General features: G+C 64.1%; 24 protein-coding genes and 1 pseudogene. 8 read left to right on the forward strand and 17 right to left on the reverse strand.

Features of this window, described 5'->3' with window-relative positions; all coding sequences use genetic code 11:
• Positions 1–91: 91 nt before the first annotated feature.
• Both ACG873_RS30730 and xseA read right to left on the reverse strand, forming a co-directional pair.
• Positions 92–247: a hypothetical protein gene (locus tag ACG873_RS30730; RefSeq protein WP_394889683.1), complete on the reverse strand. Its 156-nt coding sequence runs from the start codon at positions 245–247 to the stop codon at positions 92–94.
• Between the two features lie 99 nt (positions 248–346).
• Positions 347–1,978: an exodeoxyribonuclease VII large subunit gene (xseA, locus tag ACG873_RS30735; protein ID WP_394889685.1), complete on the reverse strand. Its 1,632-nt coding sequence runs from the start codon at positions 1,976–1,978 to the stop codon at positions 347–349.
• 123 nt (positions 1,979–2,101) lie between these two features.
• On the opposite strand from xseA, the gene ACG873_RS30740 reads away from it, so the two are divergent.
• A complete protein-coding gene (locus tag ACG873_RS30740; RefSeq protein ID WP_394889687.1) occupies positions 2,102–3,061 on the forward strand; it encodes a DMT family transporter in 960 nt (319 codons plus the stop codon).
• A 1-nt stretch (position 3,062) separates the two neighbouring features.
• Here the strand turns inward: ACG873_RS30740 and ACG873_RS30745 are convergent, their stop codons facing one another.
• The 3 genes from ACG873_RS30745 to ACG873_RS30755 form a co-directional block, all read right to left on the reverse strand.
• Complete coding sequence (locus ACG873_RS30745) at positions 3,063–3,362, reverse strand: addiction module antidote protein (RefSeq protein ID WP_394889688.1); 300 nt, start codon at positions 3,360–3,362, stop codon at positions 3,063–3,065.
• Entirely contained in the window at positions 3,359–3,616 is a 258-nt protein-coding gene (locus ACG873_RS30750; protein WP_394893774.1) for a type II toxin-antitoxin system RelE/ParE family toxin, read from the reverse strand. Before ACG873_RS30750 ends, ACG873_RS30745 begins: the two co-directional genes overlap by 4 nt.
• A 95-nt stretch (positions 3,617–3,711) precedes the next feature.
• On the reverse strand, positions 3,712–4,668 hold the full coding sequence (locus ACG873_RS30755; RefSeq protein ID WP_394889690.1) for a LysR substrate-binding domain-containing protein: 957 nt from the start codon (positions 4,666–4,668) through the stop codon (positions 3,712–3,714).
• Positions 4,669–4,846: 178 nt separating this feature from the next.
• Here ACG873_RS30755 and ACG873_RS30760 point away from each other — a divergent pair, with 178 nt between their 5' ends.
• Entirely contained in the window at positions 4,847–5,137 is a 291-nt protein-coding gene (locus ACG873_RS30760; RefSeq protein ID WP_394889692.1) for a DUF1127 domain-containing protein, read from the forward strand.
• 135 nt (positions 5,138–5,272) lie between these two features.
• On the opposite strand, the gene ACG873_RS30765 is transcribed toward ACG873_RS30760, so the two are convergent.
• From ACG873_RS30765 to ACG873_RS30790, 6 genes and pseudogenes are all read right to left on the reverse strand, one after another.
• Positions 5,273–6,145 (reverse strand): alpha/beta fold hydrolase, encoded by an 873-nt coding sequence (locus ACG873_RS30765; protein WP_394889694.1) that lies wholly within the window; start codon positions 6,143–6,145, stop codon positions 5,273–5,275.
• A gap of 219 nt (positions 6,146–6,364) precedes the next feature.
• On the reverse strand, positions 6,365–6,862 hold the full coding sequence (locus ACG873_RS30770) for an NAD(P)H-binding protein (RefSeq protein ID WP_394893776.1): 498 nt from the start codon (positions 6,860–6,862) through the stop codon (positions 6,365–6,367).
• A gap of 86 nt (positions 6,863–6,948) precedes the next feature.
• Positions 6,949–7,074, reverse strand: a pseudogene (locus ACG873_RS30775) (hypothetical protein); the annotation flags it as partial.
• A gap of 131 nt (positions 7,075–7,205) precedes the next feature.
• A complete protein-coding gene (locus ACG873_RS30780; RefSeq protein WP_394889695.1) occupies positions 7,206–8,120 on the reverse strand; it encodes a DUF937 domain-containing protein in 915 nt (304 codons plus the stop codon).
• A 120-nt stretch (positions 8,121–8,240) separates the two neighbouring features.
• Positions 8,241–9,614, reverse strand: a complete 1,374-nt coding sequence (locus ACG873_RS30785) for a glutamate--cysteine ligase (protein WP_394889696.1) — start codon at positions 9,612–9,614, stop codon at positions 8,241–8,243.
• 124 nt (positions 9,615–9,738) lie between these two features.
• Positions 9,739–10,740 (reverse strand): 2-hydroxyacid dehydrogenase, encoded by a 1,002-nt coding sequence (locus ACG873_RS30790; protein WP_394889698.1) that lies wholly within the window; start codon positions 10,738–10,740, stop codon positions 9,739–9,741.
• Positions 10,741–10,931: 191 nt separating this feature from the next.
• On the opposite strand from ACG873_RS30790, the gene ACG873_RS30795 reads away from it, so the two are divergent.
• Positions 10,932–11,471 carry an SH3 domain-containing protein gene (locus tag ACG873_RS30795; RefSeq protein WP_394889700.1) on the forward strand — a complete coding sequence of 180 codons (540 nt, stop codon included), beginning with the start codon at positions 10,932–10,934 and terminating at the stop codon, positions 11,469–11,471.
• On the opposite strand, the gene ACG873_RS30800 is transcribed toward ACG873_RS30795, so the two are convergent.
• Together ACG873_RS30800 and irrA are read right to left on the reverse strand one after the other, a co-directional pair.
• On the reverse strand, positions 11,461–11,790 hold the full coding sequence (locus tag ACG873_RS30800) for a DUF4260 domain-containing protein (protein ID WP_394889702.1): 330 nt from the start codon (positions 11,788–11,790) through the stop codon (positions 11,461–11,463). The genes ACG873_RS30795 and ACG873_RS30800 overlap by 11 nt on opposite strands.
• Positions 11,791–11,842: 52 nt before the next feature.
• Positions 11,843–12,271 carry an iron response transcriptional regulator IrrA gene (gene irrA / locus ACG873_RS30805; RefSeq protein WP_394889704.1) on the reverse strand — a complete coding sequence of 143 codons (429 nt, stop codon included), beginning with the start codon at positions 12,269–12,271 and terminating at the stop codon, positions 11,843–11,845.
• A 213-nt stretch (positions 12,272–12,484) separates the two neighbouring features.
• Between irrA and fabA the strand changes: the two genes are divergently transcribed.
• Genes fabA through fabI form a run of 3 tightly spaced genes read left to right on the forward strand, consistent with a single transcriptional unit; the run spans position 12,485 to position 15,073 of the window.
• Positions 12,485–13,003 carry a 3-hydroxyacyl-[acyl-carrier-protein] dehydratase FabA gene (gene fabA / locus ACG873_RS30810; protein ID WP_394893777.1) on the forward strand — a complete coding sequence of 173 codons (519 nt, stop codon included), beginning with the start codon at positions 12,485–12,487 and terminating at the stop codon, positions 13,001–13,003.
• A gap of 31 nt (positions 13,004–13,034) precedes the next feature.
• Positions 13,035–14,255, forward strand: coding sequence for a beta-ketoacyl-ACP synthase I (gene fabB / locus ACG873_RS30815; RefSeq protein ID WP_394889706.1), 1,221 nt, complete (start codon positions 13,035–13,037; stop codon positions 14,253–14,255).
• 5 nt (positions 14,256–14,260) lie between these two features.
• The gene (fabI, locus tag ACG873_RS30820; protein ID WP_394889707.1) at positions 14,261–15,073 is read left to right on the forward strand and encodes an enoyl-ACP reductase FabI; all 813 of its coding nucleotides are present in this window, start codon (positions 14,261–14,263) and stop codon (positions 15,071–15,073) included.
• Positions 15,074–15,077: 4 nt separating this feature from the next.
• On the opposite strand, the gene ACG873_RS30825 is transcribed toward fabI, so the two are convergent.
• From ACG873_RS30825 to ACG873_RS30840, 4 genes are all read right to left on the reverse strand, one after another.
• Entirely contained in the window at positions 15,078–16,088 is a 1,011-nt protein-coding gene (locus ACG873_RS30825; RefSeq protein ID WP_394889708.1) for a class I SAM-dependent methyltransferase, read from the reverse strand.
• Positions 16,089–16,160: 72 nt separating this feature from the next.
• The gene (locus tag ACG873_RS30830; protein ID WP_394889710.1) at positions 16,161–16,895 is read right to left on the reverse strand and encodes a 16S rRNA (uracil(1498)-N(3))-methyltransferase; all 735 of its coding nucleotides are present in this window, start codon (positions 16,893–16,895) and stop codon (positions 16,161–16,163) included.
• Positions 16,896–16,943: 48 nt separating this feature from the next.
• Complete coding sequence (locus tag ACG873_RS30835; RefSeq protein ID WP_394893779.1) at positions 16,944–17,570, reverse strand: pentapeptide repeat-containing protein; 627 nt, start codon at positions 17,568–17,570, stop codon at positions 16,944–16,946.
• 169 nt (positions 17,571–17,739) lie between these two features.
• On the reverse strand, positions 17,740–18,387 hold the full coding sequence (locus tag ACG873_RS30840) for a hypothetical protein (RefSeq protein WP_394889712.1): 648 nt from the start codon (positions 18,385–18,387) through the stop codon (positions 17,740–17,742).
• A gap of 73 nt (positions 18,388–18,460) precedes the next feature.
• Here ACG873_RS30840 and ACG873_RS30845 point away from each other — a divergent pair, with 73 nt between their 5' ends.
• Positions 18,461–19,159: a type 1 glutamine amidotransferase gene (locus ACG873_RS30845; protein WP_394889714.1), complete on the forward strand. Its 699-nt coding sequence runs from the start codon at positions 18,461–18,463 to the stop codon at positions 19,157–19,159.
• Positions 19,160–19,286: 127 nt separating this feature from the next.
• Positions 19,287–19,565 carry a hypothetical protein gene (locus tag ACG873_RS30850; RefSeq protein WP_394889715.1) on the forward strand — a complete coding sequence of 93 codons (279 nt, stop codon included), beginning with the start codon at positions 19,287–19,289 and terminating at the stop codon, positions 19,563–19,565.
• Positions 19,566–19,617: the final 52 nt, after the last annotated feature.

Consider the following 19,617-nt stretch of genomic DNA (forward strand, 5'->3'; position numbering starts at 1 on the left):
CGCTTGCGATGACATGCGGTTTCGCCGCGGCTAAAAGCTCAGACAGACTGCCTTGGCCAGCCGGTCGCTTTGGCCTCCGGCAAATTGCGGCCTATTCATCGTCCAGCTTGGTCGCCTCATCCGCCTCGACAACGGACTCGTACCCGGCATTCCAATCGCTATAAGCGCCGGTCCCTGGCTGATAGGGATTGTCGTCCTTGCTCATGCCGGTCTCGGCCGCGACGACGCCTTGATCGAATGGTGACATGCCGTTCCTCGTGTTCCGGCCAGGGATATAGGAACTGCCGACCCGATAGGCGATACTTTAGCGATTTCGCATTGCTTCAAACTCACGCAACATCTCGCATCAGAAAAGCGAGCCTTGCCCGCCCGCCTCTTTCGGCTTGTCAGCCGGCTTCGGGCGCGGGCGGGCGGCGTCAGTGCCGCTTGTCGCGATGGCGTTGGTCTTGCCGTCGGCGAATTCGATGCCAAGCGCTGCGCCCGGCGCGATGTCGGCGGCGCGGCGCACCACTTCGCCAGAAATGTCCGTCACCAGCGCGAAGCCCCGCGCCAGGATCGCCTTGTGCGACAGCGTCGACAGCAGCCGGTCGGCCTGAGTCAGCCTGCCGCGCAGGCGTTCCAGTCCGCGTACAACCGCTTCATCATGCCGGCGTGTGGCGAGCCCCAGCCTGTCCCGTGCGGTTTTGCGTGCGCGCAAAAGTGGCTGGACGGAGATGCGCGGCTGCAGGGCCTGTAGCCGCTTCTTCTTCAAGGCGAGTGCGGCGTCCGCGCATCGCGGCAGCTGCGAAGCCGACCGCAGCAGTCGCGCGCGGCTTTCGCGCGCGATGCCGCGCAACGCGGCCTGCGCGCGCAGCAGGTCGCGGTCGGTCAGCCTGCGCCATTCCTCGATCCGCCGCGACAGGGTGGTGGATGACAGCCGCACGCCGCCGAGCCGCGCCCGCTTCCGCTCGGTGCTGACGATCAGCGCGCGCGAAAGCCGGGTTGTAGCCTCGTCAAAGTGCCGCCGCGGCAGCGCCAGCAGTTGATCGGGCGTGGGCAGGGCGCGCGCGGCCGCCCGCATCGCCTGCCGCTTGCGCTCGAAATTGCGCGAGGCGCCGGCCTTCAGCCGGGCGGCGAGGCTTGCGAGATTGGCTTCGAGCTCGGCCTTCACGGGAACGGCGATTTCGGCAGCGCCAGTCGGGGTCGGCGCGCGCATGTCGGCGACGAAGTCGATGAGCGTCCAGTCGGTCTCGTGGCCAACCGCCGAGATCACCGGAATGCGGGAGGCCGCCACGGCGCGCGCCAGCGCCTCGTCGTTAAAACCCCAGAGATCTTCCAGGCTGCCGCCGCCGCGCGCCACGATCAGCACGTCGGGGCGGGGAACCGGCCCGCCTCCGGCCAGCGCGTTGAAGCCGTTGACGGCGGCGGCCACTTCCGCGCCGGAGGTCTCGCCCTGCACGCGCACCGGCCAGACCAGCACATGCAGCGGAAAGCGGTCCTTGATGCGGTGGATGATGTCGCGGATGACCGAACCTGTCGGCGAGGTGACGACGCCGATCACCTTCGGCATGAACGGCAGCCGCCGTTTTCGCCCGGCCTCAAACAGGCCCTCGGCGGCGAGCCGGCGCTTGCGCTCTTCCAGAAGCGCCATCAGCGCTCCGGCGCCCGCAGGCTCCAGATTGTCGATGACGATCTGGTAGTTCGACTTGCCGGGATAGGTGGTCAGCCGGCCCGTGGCGATGACCTCCATGCCTTCTTCGGGGCGGAATTTGAGGCGGGCCATCGCCGTCTTCCACACGACGGCATCAAGCCGGGCGCGGTCGTCCTTCAGGCAGAAATAGGCGTGGCCGGAGGAATGCGGCCCGCGATAACCGGAAATCTCGCCGCGCACCCGGACATTGCCGAAAGCATCCTCGACGGTGCGCTTCAGCGCGCCGGAGATCTCGCTCACCGTGTATTCGGCGGCGTTGGTTTTGGATTCGGTGAAGAAATCGCTCATTTGCGGATTGGTGCTTTTCCGGCCGTTCGGGTCAAGTGCGTCCCATGCATATATCGTTTGCCTCAATGGTTCGATCAGAAGAATTGGATGGACCGCGGGGCGGGCAGGGGCATAGGCAGAGCCATGACCGCACGAACCGACACCATCGATGGACCCGCTGCTCGCCCTGCCGCGAGGCCGGCGAGCGCCGACCAGCCGTTCCAGCCGCTCGACTACGGACTGTACGTGCTGACCGTGATCGCCTGGAGCGCGTCGTGGTTCGCCATTGAGCTTCAGGTCGGCAGCGGCGTCTCCAACGAGGTCAACCTGGTCTGGCGCTTCGCCATCGCCACGCTGCTGATGTTCGCTTGGGCGGGGTTCTCCGGCCGCCGGCTGCGCTTCCCGATTTCGGACCATCTGCGCTTCGCGGCGCTCGGCGTGCTGATCTTCTCGTCCAACTTCCTTTTCTTCTATTACGGCGCAGGCTATCTGGTCAGCGGACTTCTATCGGTCGTGTTTTCGCTTGCCTCGGTCATCAACATGCTGCTTGGCGCGCTCGTCATGCGCGAGCGCCCGTCGCCGCGCATTCTCGCCGGCGGCCTGATCGGCTTTGCCGGCATCGCGCTGATGTTCTTTCCCGAGATCGCCGCCCACGGCCTGTCCGGCGGCACCATGACCGGGCTTTTGCTCTGCGTGTGCGGAACGCTGAGCTTCTGCGCTGGCAATCTCGTCTCGGCATCCAACCAGCGCCGCGCCCTGCCGCTGGTTTCGACCAGCGCCTGGGGCATGCTCTACGGCACGTTGTGGTCGGGCTTTCTCGCCTTTCTGCTCGGCAAACCGTTCATCATCGACCCGAGCGTTTCCTATCTCGGCTCGCTGGTCTTCCTGGCCGTCATCTCGACGGTGATGGCATTCGCCGCCTATCTAACCCTGCTCGGCCGCATCGGCGCGGCGCGTGCCGGCTACGCCACGGTCATCTTCCCGGTCTTCGCGCTGCTCATCTCGACCGCGCTCGAAGGCTATGCCTGGACGGTCTACGCTATCCTTGGCCTGGCCTTTGTCGCCGCCGGCAACGTGCTGGTCATCCGCGGCGGAAAGCGTTGAACTAGGCAGCCTCTGCGTCTTCCGGTTTCAGGGTCAGTTTGAAGCCAAGCGAATTCAGGACGCCAAGAAAAGTGGTGAGTCTGGGGTCGCCGGTTGGTCCTAGCGCTTTGTAGAGCGCCGCTCGAGTAACCCCTGTCCCGCGCGCCACTTCGGTAATTCCGCGCGCCCGCGCGATCGTCCCGAGCGCGGTGGCGATATAGGTTGCATCGCCGCTCTCCAGCGCATCAGCGAGGAGCTCGGCCTGGGCTTCCGGCTCGCGCAGATATTGAGCTGCGTCGAAGGGAATGGTTTCGGTTCTCATCGTAGGTCGTCCTTCATTCCTTTGGCCGGTACCTTCGCCAAGGCGATATCACGATCCTGTTGCCGTTTGTCTCCGCCGCATAAGAGCACGATCAGAGTTCGTCCTCGTTGTGTGAAGTACAAGCGATAGCCCGGGCCATAGTCCACCCGAAGCTCGCTTATTCCGCCACCCACCGGCTTGACGTCACCGAAGAGACCAGCCTCCAGGCGAACCAGACGCTGCGCAATTTTTGTCGCAGCGCGTGAATCCGCCAGATCGTCGAGCTATCTGGCGAACTCCTTCCTCTGCCGGATTTCGATCATCCGAATCTAGGCACGGTCGTATGGTTTGTCAACTATAGTATACGATCCTACCACCCCGGCAATATGTGGCTCGGCTTCAGCCGCCGACCGCGAAGCGCCGCCATGGCGGCAAAGTCGAACGTGCCGGTCTCCTCGGCGGCAGGCACCGAAATATTATCGAGGCTTTCCGAAATGTGCCGCGCGATCGCTTCGACGATATCGGCGCGGGCCGTGTGGCCGCGCATGATGCCGATCTTGCACTCGGGGAGCGCGCCGAAGCCGTCGGCTTCGCCAAGAACCCTCATGCCGGGGCGCAGCGCGCATTCCGGCAGCACCGAGATCGCCAGCCCTGAAAGCACGGCGGCGGTGATGACCGTCGCCGACCAGCTTGTGAAAAGAATGCGGTATTCGCGGTTCATCCCGTCCAGCACGTCGCAGGCTGCGCGCCGCCAGATGCAGGTCGGGCGTCCGAACGCCAGAGGCAGGATCTCCTGCTCGTGCGTCGCATGATTGGCCGAACTCACCCACAGCAGCGGCTCGCGGCGCACCACCTCCGACTGACCCTTGGCGTCATCATGGGTGACCAGCGCCAGGTCGAGATGGCCGCGCTTGATGTGGTCGACCAGATTGAAAGTCGGCTCGCAGATGACGGTGAGTTCGACGCGCGGGTTGGAACGGGAAAACCGCGCCATGATCTCGGGCAGAAAGCGGTCGGCATAGTCGTCCGGCGTGCCGATGCGGATCGTGCCTTCGAGCCGCCGGTCGTCGAAGGCGGCCAGCGTCTCGCGGTTGAGATGGATCATGCGCCGCGCGTAGGAAAGCAGTCTTTCGCCTTCCTCGGTCAGCTTGTTGGTGCGGCCGTCCTTTTCGAACAGCGCCTTGCCGATGCGCTCCTCGAGGCGGCGCATCTGCATCGACACCGCCGACTGCGTGCGGTGCACCTCTTCGGCGGCGCGAGTGAAGCTGCCTGTATCGGCGATCATGATGAATGTCTGCAACTGGTCGAGATCGAGCGGAGCGGCCATGGGAACCATCCATCATGCTTGTTGATGCTAAAGATTAAAAACATTCGTTGGATAAATCAATCTTCTGGTGAGACTATCGCAGCGTCAACACGAGGCCTGTGATTTGCCACGGATTGCCGCGCTCGCGCGCGGCTTTTCCGATTGCCTTCATGCGCCCGCATTTTGAAGGAGACCAGACATGACTGCGCTCGATCACGCGACCCAGACGATGCACGCCGCAACCCGTCCGGCGGCAGTGACGCGCATCGTCAACGCGGTCTCGGCCTTTTTCCGAAGCTGGCGAAACCGCCGCGAATTCTATCGCCTCGGCGACATGTCGGACGCCGAACTCGCCGATATCGGCCTGACCCGCGCGGACCTGCATGTCGTCGTCGGCTCGCCGTTCGGCATCGATCCGACGGTACGCCTCGGCGCGATCGTCCAGGCCCGCACGGAAAACATCGAAGATATGGCCCGCCGGGTCAGCTGAACCGCGATCAGGAGTTTACGCAGGCTCCCCCACTCCCCGCCGGTTTCCCACAACCGGCCTGCCTGCACATTGCCCGGCCTGCGAAGGCCGGGCTTTTTCTTTTGGGAGCTGTCCTGGTTTGGCGCCATCTGCACGCTATCGAGTGGAGATGCGGCCGAGGAAATCGCGGGCCAGGGCGACGATCTCATCGAGGTTTGTTTCCAGCGCCCAGTGCCCGCCGTCGAGCAGGTGTAGCTCGGCGTTCGGCAAATCCCGCAGATAGGCGCGCGCCGACCCTTCGGGCATATAGCCGTCCTGCGGTCCCCAGACGATGAGCGTCGGCGGCTGGTGTTTCCGAAGATAGGCCTGATACCTCGGAAACCAGCCGAGGTTCTCCTTCAGGGCCGCGATCACGCTGACCGCGATCTCGCGCCGCTTCGGCGTCGTCAGCGACCAGTGCAATTGCCAGAGATCCGGCGGAATGCGCTCAGTCAGTTCGCCGCGAACATCATTCAGGAATTCGTCCTTGAAGCCCTCTTCGCTCACGGCTTCCGCGAGCTTTGCGCGTCCTTCCGGCGTTGGATTGCGCCAGTACTCCTCGAGCGGCGCATATTTGGGGCCGAGCTGGTCCTCGTAGATGTCGCCGTTCTGGATGATCAACCCCACGATCCGCTCCGGCGACCTGATGGCGAGCCGCAGGCCGATCTGCGAACCGAAATCGTGCAGATAGAGGACGTAACGTTCGACCCCCAGCCTGGCCAGGAAATCTTCCAGAAACGCCGCATAGCCGTCGAAACTGTAGTCGAAATCCTCAGGCATATCGCTGTAGCCGCAGCCGGGGAAATCGGGCGCGATCAGCCGCCACCGGTCGGCCAGGGGCGGCATGAAATTTCGGAACTCGTAGGACGAGCACGGATAGCCATGAGGCAGGAGGATGACTGGAGCGTCCGCCGGCCCGGCCTCGCGATAGAATACGCCGAGTCCATCAAGGTCGATCCGGCGATGCTTTACGATTGCTGAGCTGTTCAAGGCGACATCTCCAATCGTGTGCGTGGCGAAACGCGAGCGACAGCTGGAAAGAGTCAGGACATCTGTCGGCTCCGCCAGCCGTACCCGCCAAACGTGCATTGGCGCGTGATGTTCCAGCCTGGGCGCGATCCTTGAGAAGGTGGGGCTTTGTTTAACGGGGCCTACGCCCAGCCGGCCCATCGCTCACGCTCGCCGCGTCGATGGACGCAGTCAATCCCATCACGGGTCTGGCGCAAGCCGAGCGAAGTACTCTTCCCATTTTGTCGGTCCGGCCTCGCGCGCCTGGACGATCTCGAGCGTCCTTCGAGAGGTGTTGGGATCCCGCAAGGCACGGATGAACGCCTCCGCTACGTCCTCGCGGGCGATCTTGTGTCGTGGCGAGAGCGGCAACTCGTCTTGGTCAATCCGTATCCGATAACGGCCACCCGGCCTATTGGTCAGGAATCCGACGCGGATGATCGTATAGTTCACGCCGCTCGCCCGCAATTCTTCCTCGACCTTCCGCCGCCAGACGAGCGTGTCACGCTTGAGCAGGTTGATCAGCCACGCCGACACCGAGCGCCTCTTGATGCCGATCGAATTCATGTAGAGGAAGCGGCCGTGAAACCGGGCCTGCTGCGCGGCCGCGAGCGTATCCAAAACGCCCTGATAGTCGGTCTGCCTGACGAGGCGTTCGGGCGCGTAGCGTCCGCTGGGCGCTCCTGCGGTGAAAACGATGTGGTCGACGCCGTCGACGGCGGGAAGAGCGTCTCCGGACGGGTCAGATCGCCACGGACAATTTCGATCTCATTTTCAAGTAAACGCGCCGCCCGGTCCGGATCGCGCGCCAAAACGCGAACACCATACGTTTCCCGAAACAGTCGCTTTGCTATCAGCAGCCCCGTACCGCTTGTACCGCCGATGACCAGGATGCGCTCACGGGTTGTCATGCGCCACTGCCGGATTTCGATCGCGAACTGCTCGGTTGCATCCTGCGCGAACGTGCGACGCGCTTGTCACATCGCGACGGCGTCCCAGCCCTGCCCGCCGCCGCCTACTGAAACCATACCTTCAGTGGCCGCTACCGGTGCCTGTCCATACCCTTGGTGAACTGCTCGAAAATCGATTCAACGCTCTTCTGGTAGTCGTCGCGTTGCTTGGCGCCGGTCTCGAACATGTCGCCGAACAGATCGTCATAGGGATTGCGCGGCCGGCCGCTCGGATTTTCGCGTGGCCGCGACTTTTGCTGCGGCTGCGGTTCGGGCTCCGGAGCGGGGCGCGCCTGGCCGCCGCCCAGCATCTCCTCGAAAATCTTGCCGAGCGGATTGTCGCCATAGGGGCTCTGGGCCTGTTCGGGCCGGCGCTGCGGCTGCTGCGCCGCGCCGCCGCCGAACATGTCCTGCAGTACTTTGCCGAATGGATTGTCGAAGGGATTCGCCGGTTGCGGACCCTGGCGCTGTTGCGGAGCCTGTTGCTGCTGTGCGCCGCCGCCCATCATGCCGCCGCCTTGCCTCATCATCTGCTCGATGAGTTCGCCGAGCGGATTGGAGCCGCCCATGCCCCCGGCCTGCATTTGGTTGGTCGACTGCTTGAACAGCCCGCCCATGATCATCGAGGCGATGACCGGCAGCATCTGCTTCAGCACGTCCTGGCCGATGCCGGTCGCCTGCGCCGCCTGCGCCGCGACCGCGCGCGACAGGTCCTTCGAGCCGAACAAATGGCCGAGGATGCCGTTACCCTCGGCCACGCCCTGCGGCGCAAAGGCCTTCTGCGCATCCTCGAAATATTTGGCGTGCTGGCCCGACGCCATCGCATTCAGGAAGCCGGCGACGCCGTACGGGTCGGAGGCGTTGCGCTTCAGCCCCTGCGAAAAGGCCGGCAGCAGCGCTTCGACCGCAAGTTCGGCCTGCTGCTGCGACAGGTTGAAATGCCGCGCCAGCATCTCCATGCCGTGGCCGTTCTGGGCATTGGCGAGCATATCGTACAATGGAAGCATGATGTCCTCCTCGGAGATTTCCGCCGGAGGAGCGTAGTGGGTTTTCCATCAGGATTGAAGGGGAGTCGCCATAGAATGGATGCCTCCGACGCTGGCGTGACTGCGCCGGATCAGCCAACCCTAATACGCATACTCCAGAAACACCGGCTCGATCGAGCCGCCCCAGCGCGTGTGGTAGGCGTTGAGCATTTCTTCGGCGCTGGTGGTGCCGCGCGCCACCACTTCGTCCAGCGTCGACAGGAAGCCCGTCTCGTCATAGCCGTCGCGGTTCTTGCGGTCGCGGTTCGTGAGGCCGAGCCTCGAGATTTTCAGCGCCTCGCGCGCGATGCTGCGCAAATCGGTGTCGCGGAACTCCGTGGCGATGCCGTTTTTCGGGACAGCGGCGCGCATGTCGCGGACTTCCTCGAAAGTCCAATCGGCGGTCAACTGCTCGGCGGCGTCGAGCGCCTCCTCGTCATAGAGCAGCCCGACCCAGAAGGCAGGCAGCGCGCAGATGCGCCGCCACGGCCCGCCATCGGCGCCGCGCATTTCCAGGAAGCGTTTCAACCGCACATCGGGAAACAGCGTCGACAGATGGTTTGCCCAGTCGCCGATCGTCGGGACGCCGTCCGGCACCTGGTTGTGCGCCGACCCGTTCATGAACTGGCGGAAGGTCATGTGGGTCATGTCGTGATAGCGCCCGTCGCGGATGACGAAATACATCGGCACGTCGAGCGCCCACTCGACATAGTCGGCAAAGCCGAAATCGGGCGAGAAGCAGAAGGGCAGCAGGCCCGAGCGCTGGTTGTCGGTGTCGGTCCAGATCTCGCCGCGCCAGCTTTGCAGCCCGTTGGGGCGGCCCTCGGTGAAGGGCGAGTTGGCGAAGAGCGCGGTGGCGAGCGGCTGCAGCTTCAGCGACACCTGCATCTTGCGGCGCATGTCTGCCTCGCTCTCGAAGTCGAGATTAACCTGGATGGTGCAGGTGCGGTACATCATGTCGAGGCCCTTGGTGCCGACCTTGGGCATGTACCGCGTCATGATCTCGTAGCGCGATTTCGGCATTTTCGGCGTTTCGGAAAGCCGCCATTTCGGGCTGCCGCCGAGGCCGAGGAAGCGGATGCCGAGCGGCTCGGCGATCTCGCGCAGCTGCGCCAGATGTGCATTGCCCTCGCGGCAGGTCTGGTGGATGGTCTCGAGCGGCGCGCCCGAAAGCTCGAACTGGCCGCCGGGCTCCAGGGAGATCGCGCCCTGGCCCGTCGGCTCGACCAGTCCGATAACCCGCTCGTCGTCGAGGATCGGGTCCCAGCCCAGCGTACGTTGCATGCCTTCAAGCAGCGCGCGGATGCCGTTGTCGCCGCCATAGGGCACCGGAGCGTTGCCGTCGACATAGAACGGGAATTTCTCGTGTTCGGTGCCGATGCGCCACTTGTCCTTGGGCTTGTTGCCCTCGGCCAGATGCTCGACCAGTTCGTCGATGCTCTCGATCGGCCGGAAATCCGTTGTGTCGCGCGCCATTCGCCGTTCCCCTGCACGCTCCTGACAAGCGTCGCGCTTGATGGACGCAATCATGCCGGCCGATCAAGCAAAAATCCTGACGATCCTGTCAAGAGGATTTGATCAGGTCGGTGGCTTGGTCGCTTCAATCCCTGAGTGGCAGCACCCGGTCCGGCGGGCGGTGGCCGTCGAAGAAGGTCCGAATGTTGATGATGACCTTCTCGCCCATGTCGATCCGGCCCTCGATGGTGGCCGAACCCATATGCGGCAGGAGCACGACCTTGCCCTTGGCCGCCAGCTTCAAAAGCTTCGGATTGACCGCCGGCTCGTGCTCGAAGACGTCGAGTGCCGCGCCAGCAAGCTTGCCGTCCTGCAGCATCTTGATCAGCGCATCCTCGTCGACCAGTTCGCCGCGCGCCGTGTTTACGATGTAGCTCGACGGCTGCATCAGCGCCAGCCGCCGAGCCGAAAGCAGATGGAAGGTAGCCGGCGTCGACGGGCAATTGACGGAGATGATGTCCATGCGCGCCAGCATCTGGTCGAGGCTGTCCCAATAGGTCGCCTCCAGCTCGTCCTCGACCTTCTGCAGCACGCGGTGGCGGTTGTGATAGTGGATGGAGAGGCCGAATGCCTTGGCGCGGCGGGCGACCGCGGTACCGATGCGGCCCATGCCGACGATGCCGAGGCGCTTGCCCCAGATGCGGCGGCCGAGCATCCAGGTCGGAGACCAGCCGGCCCATTTGCCGTCGCCCCTGAGCACGTTGGCGCCTTCGGCCAGCCGCCGAGGCACCGCAAGCATCAAGGCCATCGTCATATCGGCCGTGTCTTCGGTGAGCACGTTGGGCGTATTGGTGACCGTGATGCCCTTCTTCGAGGCAGCCGTGACGTCGATCTTGTCGACGCCGTTGCCGAAATTGGCGATCAGCTTCAATTGCGGGCCGGCCTGTTCGATCAGCGCCGCGTCGATGCGGTCGGAGATGGTCGGCACCAGCACGTCGGCTTCCTTGACCGCGGCGACCAGTTCGGGCTGGCTCATCGGCTTGTCGTCGACATTGAGGCGCGCGTCGAACAGTTCGCGCATGCGCGTTTCAACCGGGTCCGGCAGCTTGCGCGTGATCACCACGAGGGGCTTCTTTTTGCCGGTCATTAATGCCTCGACTCCGGATCCTGTTGAGACCTCTTTAACCAAGACGAGCGAAACTGAAAACCGGTCCCGGCGCGACAACTGTGTAACAAGCGGTTCGGCCGATGACAAAGAAAAAGGGCGCCTGAACCGGGGACGGCACGGCGCGGGTTACAAAGGAACAAACAAGAGTGTCTCGCTTCGCATCGCTTCGCATGACCGTCAGTGCAGCGCTGCTCGGTCTGGCGTTCATTTGCCCCAACACATTGCCGGCAACCGCGCAAACGGCCGCCGCCGGCCAGCAGGTCAACCGCGGCGCGAGCGGGCTGCCGCTGCCGCGCTTCGTCAGCCTCAAATCGGGCCGCGTGAATTCGCGGATCGGCCCCGGCCTGAACTATCCCGTCGACTGGCTGTACATGAAATCCGGCCTGCCTATGGAGATCATCCAGGAATACGACAATTGGCGGCGCGTTCGCGATTCGGACGGCTCGGAAGGCTGGATCAACCAGTCTCTGCTCTCGGGCCGCCGCACGGCGATCGCCGCCCCCTGGCAGCGCGGCAAGGAAGCGAAGATCATGCTTCTGGAAGAGCCCGACCGGGAGGCGCACACGGTCGCCGTCATCGAGCCGGGCGTGGTCGGCACGATCAAGCAGTGCAACGGTGAATGGTGCCAGATGACCTTCGACGGGCACACTGGCTGGCTCGCCCAGACCCAGGTCTGGGGCGCCTATCCCGGCGAGCAGGTCAAGGACTGACGTCTCGGCCGATGCGGCCGAGATGCGTGTCCCGAAATCCGGTGGAAAACTTCAGTCCATAGCCGAGCGCGCGGTCGATCGCGATATGGGCGAGCCAGATCGTGGCGATGTGCATGGCCAGCGTCTGTTCGGCCAGGAACCCGAATGCCAGAAGGCATAGCGGCAGGATCAATGTGTGGAAGAGATTGTAAACGATGGCGCCGACGCGCGGGCCGGCCAGATTGCCGAGCATGGAGAGGTCCGGCGCAAGAATCAGCAGGAAAAACAGCGGCCAGGAACCGCCGGACAGGGCGTAGCCGGCAATACACAGCGCTGACAAAAAGGCCCATTCGAGCCTGACGAGGAGATCAAGAGGCCGCACAGGGACCTGTTTAGACGCTACGCTTTGGGCGGAGCCGTACGACGATGTCGACGTTGCAGATTTCCATGCCTTCGGGCGGTTCGGGCAGGTTGCGTACCTCGACCGGGCCGGAATCGATGTCGAAAATCTTGTTTTCGCCTTCGATGTAAAAATGGTGATGGTCGGAGGTGTTGGTGTCGAAATAGGTTTTCGAACCCTCGACCGCCAGGATGCGCAGCAGGCCGGCCTCGGTGAACTGGTGCAGCGCGTTGTACACGGTAGCCAGCGAAACGGGCACGCCCGCGGCGAGCGCTTCCTCGTGCAGTTCCTCGGCAGACAAATGGCGATCGCCCTTGGCGAACAGCAGATCGGCCAGCGCCACGCGCTGACGCGTCGGCCGCAGGCCAGCTTGGCGCACCCGCTGATCGACGCTCAAAGCATCCTTGCTATTCGGAACCATCAACCCGCCAAACTTCTTTCGTAACCAATCCCGGACGGCGCCGGAGGCCATTGACATATATTCTGTCGGGACAAAGCGATCAATAGGTGCGGATTGACCCGGCAAAGCCGGCAGGCTAGGTCGGAAACAGTCTGTTTCCGACCCGAAACAGACTGTGATAGTGACATTCAAAGGGCGTCGAAGCGCGCCCGGAACATGACGGGGACGGAATTCATGGCGGTTGGGAAATCCAGCTACGATTATCAGGAACTGCTTGCCTGCGCCCGCGGCGAACTCTTCGGGGCCGGAAACGCGCAGCTTCCCTATCCGCCGATGCTGATGTTCAACCGGATCACCGAGATCGGCGAGACGGGCGGCGAATTCGGCAAGGGCTTCGTGCGCGCCGAGCTCGACATCCACCGCGACCTCTGGTTTTTCCCCTGCCACTTCATCGGCGATCCGGTGATGCCCGGCTGCCTCGGGCTCGATGCGCTGTGGCAGCTCTCGGGCTTTTTCCTGGGATGGCTCGGCGAACCCGGCAAGGGGCGTGCGCTCTCGACCGGCGAGGTGAAGTTCACCGGCATGGTGACGCCCGCCAACAAAAAGGTCGAGTATGGCGTCGATTTCAAGCGCGTGATGCGCGGGCGGCTGGTGCTTGGCATCGGCGACGGCTGGCTGAAAGCCGACGGCGAGACCATATACAAGGCCACGGACCTCAGGGTCGGCCTGTTCAAGGAAGCAGCAGCGGCCTGAACGGCCCGATAAAATCGCGAAGGAGTTGCCGATGAGACGTGTCGTTGTGACAGGCCTTGGGATTGTGTCGTCCATAGGCAACAATGCCGACGAGGTGCAGGCCTCGCTGCATGACGCCCGCTCGGGCATCAGCTTTTCCGATGACTTCGCGGAGCATGGCTTCCGCTGCCAGGTGTGGGGCGCGCCGACGCTCGACCCGACCGATCTGGTCGACCGGCGCGCCATGCGCTTCCTGCACAAGGGCGGAGCGTGGAACCACGTCGCTATGCAGCAGGCAATCGCATCCGGGGGACTTGAGGAAGGCGACATCACCAACGAGCGCACCGGCATCATCATGGGCTCCGGCGGGCCGTCGACGAAGACGATCGTGGAAGCCGCCGAGATCACCGAGAAGAACAACAGCCCGAAGCGCATCGGGCCGTTCGCGGTGCCCAAGGCGATGTCGTCGACGGCATCGGCGACGCTCGCGACCTGGTTTAAGATCCACGGCGTCAACTATTCGATCTCTTCGGCCTGCTCGACCTCGGCGCACTGCATCGGCAACGCCTACGAACTGATCCAGTTCGGCAAGCAGGACATCATATTCGCCGGCGGCCACGAGGATCTCGACTGGACGATGTCGAACCTGTTCGACGCGATGGGCGCAATGTCCTCGAAGTTCAACGACAGACCCTCCGTTGCGTCCCGTGCGTATGACGTCAACCGCGACGGTTTTGTCATCGCCGGCGGCGCCGGCGTGCTGGTGGTGGAAGAACTCGAACACGCCAAAGCACGCGGCGCTAAAATCTACGCCGAGATCGTCGGCTATGGCGCCACATCCGACGGCTACGACATGGTCGCGCCGTCCGGCGAAGGCGCGGTGCGCTGCATGAAGCAGGCGATCTCCACCGTCAAAGGCGATGTCGATTACATCAACACGCACGGCACTTCGACGCCGGTCGGCGATTCGAGGGAGATGGGCGCAATCCGCGAAGTCTTCGGCGACAAGATGCCGAACATCACCTCGACCAAATCGCTGACCGGGCATTCGCTGGGCGCGGCCGGCGTGCAGGAATCGATCTACTCGATCCTGATGATGCAGGGCGGCTTCATTGGCGAAAGCGCCCATATCGAGGAACTCGATCCGGAATTCGATGGCATGCCGGTCGTGCGCAAGCGCATCGACAATGCGAAGATCGATACCGTGCTGTCGAACTCGTTCGGCTTCGGCGGCACCAACGCCACGCTCGTCTTCCAGCGCTACAACGGTTGAAGCCGATGGATGGATTGATGAAGGGCAAGCGCGGCCTGATCATGGGGGTCGCGAACGATCACTCCATCGCCTGGGGTATCGCGAAGAAACTGGCCGAGCAGGGCGCCGAACTCGCCTTCACCTATCAGGGCGAAGCCTTCGGCCGCCGTGTCAAGCCGCTGGCCGACAAGGTCGGCGCATCGCTGGCGCTGCCCTGCGACGTAGAGGACAGCGCCTCCGTCAGCTCTGTGTTCGAGACGCTTGGCAAGGAATGGGGCGGCATGGACTTCATTGTCCATGCTATCGGCTTTTCCGACAAGAACGAGCTCAAAGGCCTCTACGCCGACACCAGCCGCGAGAACTTCATCCGCACCATGGTGATCTCCTGCTATTCCTTCACCGAAGTGGCGCGCCACGCCGCGGCGCTGATGAAGGAAGGCGGCACGATGATCACGCTCACCTATGCGGGGTCGGTGCGGATCATGCCCAACTACAACGTCATGGGCGTCGCCAAGGCGGGGCTGGAAGCCAGCGTGCGCTATCTCGCCAATGATTACGGCCCGCGCGGCATCCGCGTGAACGCGATCTCGGCCGGCCCGGTTCGCACGCTTGCCGGCGCCGGCATCGCCGATGCGCGGCACATGTTCTCCTATCAGCAGCGCAATTCGCCGCTGCGCCGCACGGTGACGATCGAGGAAGTGGGTGGATCGGCGCTCTATCTGCTGTCGGACCTGTCGTCCGGCGTCACCGGCGAGATCCACTATGTCGATTCCGGCTATCACATAGTCTCGATGCCGACGCTGGAAGAGCTGAAACGCACGGGCGAAGAGCGGGAATAGTCGCTCAGCGCTTCGCTGCCAAAACCTTGAACATGCCGTCACGTGCGACCTCGGAATAGCTGGAAAAGGCCTCCGCGAGCGTCTTCTCGTAGGGAAGCTGGCGGTTCGCGACCATCAGCAGCCGTCCGCCGGGTTTCAGGGCGGCGCCGGCCGTGCGGATCATCCGCTGACCCATGTCCGGCTCCGCCTCCCGCTTCTGATGGAAGGGCGGGTTCATGACGATGAAGTCGTAGCGATACGCAACTTCTTCGGTCAGCAAATCGTGCCAGAAGAAGCGCGGTTCCAGCGCGCCGGTGGCCGCTACATTGCGCTTTGCAGCCTCCAGCGAGGCGAAATCGGCCTCGTAGAGGTCGAGCGTCGAGATTTTCGGATAGCGGTTGGCAAGTTCCGCGGCAAGAAAACCCCAGCCGGCGCAGAAATCCGCGACCACGCCGGAAATCTTGTCCGGCAGGTGAGCGGCCAGAAGTTTTGAGCCGGCGTCGATGCGATCCGACGAAAACATGCCGGGAGCCGCGACGAAGCGGCCGTCGATCGATGTCTCGCCATTGCCGCCCCGCAAAGCCGCAACCGGCTCCGAAATCTCCGCGGGACGTCGGAACCAGAAGGCGATGCCGTGATGCTTCGGCATGTGGCCTTCCAGTTCCACCAGCCCCTCCACCCGCTTGCGCAAACTCGCTATGCCGTCTTCCTTGCCGCCGGCGACGAGGATCAGCCCGCCTGCCTTGCTCCGCTCGATCGCCTCGACGATGCGAAGCTCATTCTCGCCGCGATGGCGGCCGCACAGGACCAACGCGGCGTCGAAATTTTCTCCCTCCGGCTGCGGCGTGATTTTATAGCGGGCCGCCAGTGCCCGGAACCAGGGCCGAAATCCCTGCACGAGCGAGAGATCGGCCGTGAACCCTTCGGGAAGCCGGAAGCCGGGTTCTGCGCCGAGGAACAGAACGCGCTGACCCGGCGCGGCAAGCGCTTCGGCTTCGAATGGATGGAAAAGTGTTTTCAGCGCGTCGCGAGACATGATGGAACCTGTGGAGTCTGGAGTTGTCGCCAGCACAAGGTGCGGGCGAACGAGATTTCGACGAACGCGCCGTCACCAGTCGCCGATCGTTGCCTGGATTACGGCGAGCGCCGCTACCGCAGCAGTGTCGGCGCGCAGAATGCGCGGTCCGAGCGGAATGGCGGTGACGAAGGGCAGGGCGCGAAGCTGGTGTCGCTCGGCATCCGAAAAGCCGCCTTCAGGGCCGACGATCAGCCCGAGCTTGTGTTCGGAAATACCCTGCAGCGCCGGCAGCGGATTGTTGGTGGCGGCATCCTCGTCGCAGAAAATAAGCCGGCGGTCGCTTTCCCAGCCGGCGAGCATCCGGTCGAATTTCTGCGCCTCGCGTACCTCTGGCACCGCGAGTATGCCGCATTGTTCGGCCGCCTCCACGGCATTGGCCCGGAGCCGCTCGATGCCGGGCCTGGCGATCTGCGTGTGCTGGGTGATGACCGGCTGCATCACGCCGGCGCCCATCTCCACGGCCTTCTGCACCAGATAGTCGAGCCGGCCCTGCTTTAGTGGCGCGAAACAATAGACGAGATCGGGAAGCGGCGGCTGCGGTCTTGTGCGCTCCACCGTCCGCAGCCGGACGGATTTCTTGGCCTTCGCCTCGATCCGCGCCAGCCACTCGCCGTCGCGGCCGTTGAAAAGCAGCAGTTCCGCCCCCTCGGGCAGGCGCAGCACATGGTTGAGATAGTGGCTCTGCTCCGGGCTCGCCTCTACGATGGCGTTTTCGGCCAGCTCCTGCGGCACGAACAGCCGCTGCATCTTGTAATTCGCGCGCATCGGCGACTGATGCGGCAGAGCGCGCTGCCGGTCAAGCGATGGGCGATATCAATCCAGCTGGCAAGGCCAACTCGCCGGCGTGGTCAATCCGGCCGGCAGCTTGGTGTCGGCGTCGCCGCAGGCCATATCAAGTTGGTACTGCGTCAGGCCGGTGGCGGCGCTGAGGTCGAGGCCGGCGAGCCGGGTCAGGTAGAAGAAGGCGTTGGCGAAATCGAGCGGCCCGGTGAACTTCGCGTTGCTCAAATCGGCCCGCGTCAGATTGGCGAGCGTGAAGCGGCTGCCGGTCAGGTCCGCGCCTTCGAAATTGGCGCGGCCGAGCTCCGCCTTCTCGAAGCTCGTGCCGGCGAGGTTGGCCCCGGTGAAGTCGACGCGCTGCAGCTCCGCATTGGTGAACGCCGCGCCTTGCGCATCCATACCGCTGAAATCGGTGCGGTAGCCCTCGACCTTGGAGAAGTTCGCGCCCTTGGCGCTGGAGCCGGCGAGCGAGGAGCGCACCAGCGTCGCGCCTTCCAGGTTGGCGTCGTCGAATTTGGAGTTTCTGAGGTCGGTCGAGGTAAAATCGGTTTCGACCAAATTGGCGCGGCTCAGATCGCTCCCCCGGATGATGAGCGCCTTCTTGGAGCAATCCTGCCAGTCTATGCCGGCATAGGCCATGCTGCCGCAGTCGGCCGACATTGCGGGGCTGGTTGCCAGAAAAGCGGCGAACCCGACGGCAACCGCGGATGGAAGGTTGTATTTCAAATTTACCTCCGGCCCCGCACGTGGGGTTCACACCTTACACTATAGCCGGCAGTGGCTTCCTCAAAGGCGATTTTTCCTGCACTCGGTCCATGGTGAAGAATGGCTATCCGCCGGCCTTGCCATGCCATACCGGGCTGTAGCCGGAACGGAGAACCGCGACCGTCGCCAGCGGCGTGACCAGCAACGGCGCGCGACTTTCCAGTTCGGTGCGGTCGAGCGCCTGCCCGTAGCCGGAAAAGCTCCAGGGCAGGGCGGATCTCCCGGCCAGCGCGAAGGCCTGGCCACCCGACGCGACGACGGAGCCGTCGGGGAGGGTGCACAGTGTCTCGGCGTCGACCGGCTTCGCGCGTCCGCCTGACGCAAGCCGCTCGCCATGCAGCCTGGCGTCGATCTCGCCGGCCTTGGGTGCGGCTATCCGAAACGCGTCGCCATAGTGGCCGGCGAAGGCTTTGGCCCGCTCGCGCCGGCAATAGAAGCAGGGGCGGTGGCCGGCGGCCAGCGCCGTCACCTCGTCGAGGAAGAACAGTTCGGTCCAGCCGGCATTGCCCGAGGGCGCGTTGCGGCCCATCACCTCGCGCCTGCGGCCGCGGAACTCGCACACGCAGATGAGCCAGGCTTTCGTGCTCCAGCGCCGTTGCAAGAGCGTCCGCGTTGCCGGGTCGTGGATGACGCCCCGATTGCCTGTAAACATGCCGCGCGCGGCGACGGCGTGGATTTCGCCGAACGGGTCGACGCGGTTTTGCAGCGGCACAGCCGGCCTCCCTTTCTGGCGTTCGCAAGCTATGATATCGGTCGCGACGCTTTTGTCATTCGGAAGGATTTCGGTGCGCGTTCTCGTCGTCCAGAATTTCGACAATACCGGGCTTGGCCAGGTCGGAACGGTGCTCGAGGAGGCAGCCGCGGAACTGGACATCCGCAACGCCCATCTCGGCGATGCGCTGCCGCCCGATGCGGGCGGACACGATGCGATCGTCGTGCTGGGCGGCGGGCAGAATGCGCTCGCCGATGAGGAATATCCCTACATCCCGGCGCTGCTTGCGCTGATCCGCGACTTCGGAAGCCGCGACCGGGCGGTGCTCGGCATCTGCCTCGGTAGCCAGTTGCTCGCCCGCGCCTATGGGGCCGAGAACCTGATCGGGGCGGCGCCCGAATTCGGCTGGCACCGCGTCTCGCAGACCGGGGAGGCGGTGGGCGACGCCGTGCTGGGCGCGTTGCCGCAGGAGTTTCCGATCTTCCAGTGGCACGACGACACCTTCACGCTGCCGCCCAACGCCGTCCGCCTCGCCTCCAACGCGGCCGCAGCAAACCAGGCCTTCCGCATCGGCCGCGCGGCCTATGGCTTCCAGTTCCATTTCGAGGCCGACCGGCCGCTGGTCCGCCACTGGAACACGGCCTTCGCAGGCTATCTTGCCGAGCGCCAGCCCGATTGGCCGGCACGCTTCGACGCGGAGGCCGAGCGGCACGGCCCGGAAGCGGATGCCGCCGGCCTCGCGCTTGCCCGCGCCTGGGTGGCCGCGATTTAGGCGGCGCATTGCCCCTCACCCTTACCCTCTCCCGTGAAGGACGGGGAGAGGGGCGTCAACGCTGGAGCGCTCCTCTCGCCCCCTGCATCCAGTGACAAAAATGCACCGCCGTCGAAATCTCGTGTGGATGTCCCTCCGGACGGCTGGCGGGCTGCCCGGCGAACGCCTAGAAGGCGGCCGCTTTCCCCTCGAAGCCGACAATGCCCGGCGCGGCGGAAACCGAAAAGTAACCCTGACCGTGCAGACATACCGAAGCCCAACCGAGATGACCCCCGTGAAAGCAGCACTTTTGTCGTTCGCCATGATGTCGGCCATCGTGCTGTGCGGATTTGGCATCTATTCGGCGGGCGCCTCCGCGAACGATGCCGTCATCGACGGCTACGGCGTCACAGCCTCCCGCTATTAAGCTTGATCCCGAACCGAAGGTCCGCGCAGCGAAAAGTTGCAGGCTTTTCGGG

It is taken from the genome of Allomesorhizobium aridi, assembly GCF_043769475.1.
In the GTDB taxonomy this organism is placed as follows: Bacteria; Pseudomonadota; Alphaproteobacteria; order Rhizobiales; family Rhizobiaceae; genus Allomesorhizobium.

Coding starts and splice junctions, on each gene's coding strand:
- fabA (WP_394893777.1), top strand. CDS start 12,485: ATGGCGGTTGGGAAATCCAGCTACGATTATCAGGAACTGCTTGCCTGC.
- ACG873_RS30745 (WP_394889688.1), bottom strand. CDS start 3,362: ATGAGAACCGAAACCATTCCCTTCGACGCAGCTCAATATCTGCGCGAG.
- ACG873_RS30730 (WP_394889683.1), bottom strand. CDS start 247: ATGTCACCATTCGATCAAGGCGTCGTCGCGGCCGAGACCGGCATGAGC.
- ACG873_RS30785 (WP_394889696.1), bottom strand. CDS start 9,614: ATGGCGCGCGACACAACGGATTTCCGGCCGATCGAGAGCATCGACGAA.
- ACG873_RS30740 (WP_394889687.1), top strand. CDS start 2,102: ATGACCGCACGAACCGACACCATCGATGGACCCGCTGCTCGCCCTGCC.
- ACG873_RS30755 (WP_394889690.1), bottom strand. CDS start 4,668: ATGGCCGCTCCGCTCGATCTCGACCAGTTGCAGACATTCATCATGATC.
- ACG873_RS30790 (WP_394889698.1), bottom strand. CDS start 10,740: ATGACCGGCAAAAAGAAGCCCCTCGTGGTGATCACGCGCAAGCTGCCG.
- irrA (WP_394889704.1), bottom strand. CDS start 12,271: ATGGTTCCGAATAGCAAGGATGCTTTGAGCGTCGATCAGCGGGTGCGC.
- ACG873_RS30835 (WP_394893779.1), bottom strand. CDS start 17,570: ATGTCGGCCGACTGCGGCAGCATGGCCTATGCCGGCATAGACTGGCAG.
- fabB (WP_394889706.1), top strand. CDS start 13,035: ATGAGACGTGTCGTTGTGACAGGCCTTGGGATTGTGTCGTCCATAGGC.
- xseA (WP_394889685.1), bottom strand. CDS start 1,978: ATGAGCGATTTCTTCACCGAATCCAAAACCAACGCCGCCGAATACACG.
- ACG873_RS30760 (WP_394889692.1), top strand. CDS start 4,847: ATGACTGCGCTCGATCACGCGACCCAGACGATGCACGCCGCAACCCGT.
- ACG873_RS30780 (WP_394889695.1), bottom strand. CDS start 8,120: ATGCTTCCATTGTACGATATGCTCGCCAATGCCCAGAACGGCCACGGC.
- ACG873_RS30825 (WP_394889708.1), bottom strand. CDS start 16,088: ATGTCTCGCGACGCGCTGAAAACACTTTTCCATCCATTCGAAGCCGAA.
- ACG873_RS30795 (WP_394889700.1), top strand. CDS start 10,932: ATGACCGTCAGTGCAGCGCTGCTCGGTCTGGCGTTCATTTGCCCCAAC.
- ACG873_RS30850 (WP_394889715.1), top strand. CDS start 19,287: ATGTCCCTCCGGACGGCTGGCGGGCTGCCCGGCGAACGCCTAGAAGGC.
- ACG873_RS30830 (WP_394889710.1), bottom strand. CDS start 16,895: ATGCGCGCGAATTACAAGATGCAGCGGCTGTTCGTGCCGCAGGAGCTG.
- fabI (WP_394889707.1), top strand. CDS start 14,261: ATGGATGGATTGATGAAGGGCAAGCGCGGCCTGATCATGGGGGTCGCG.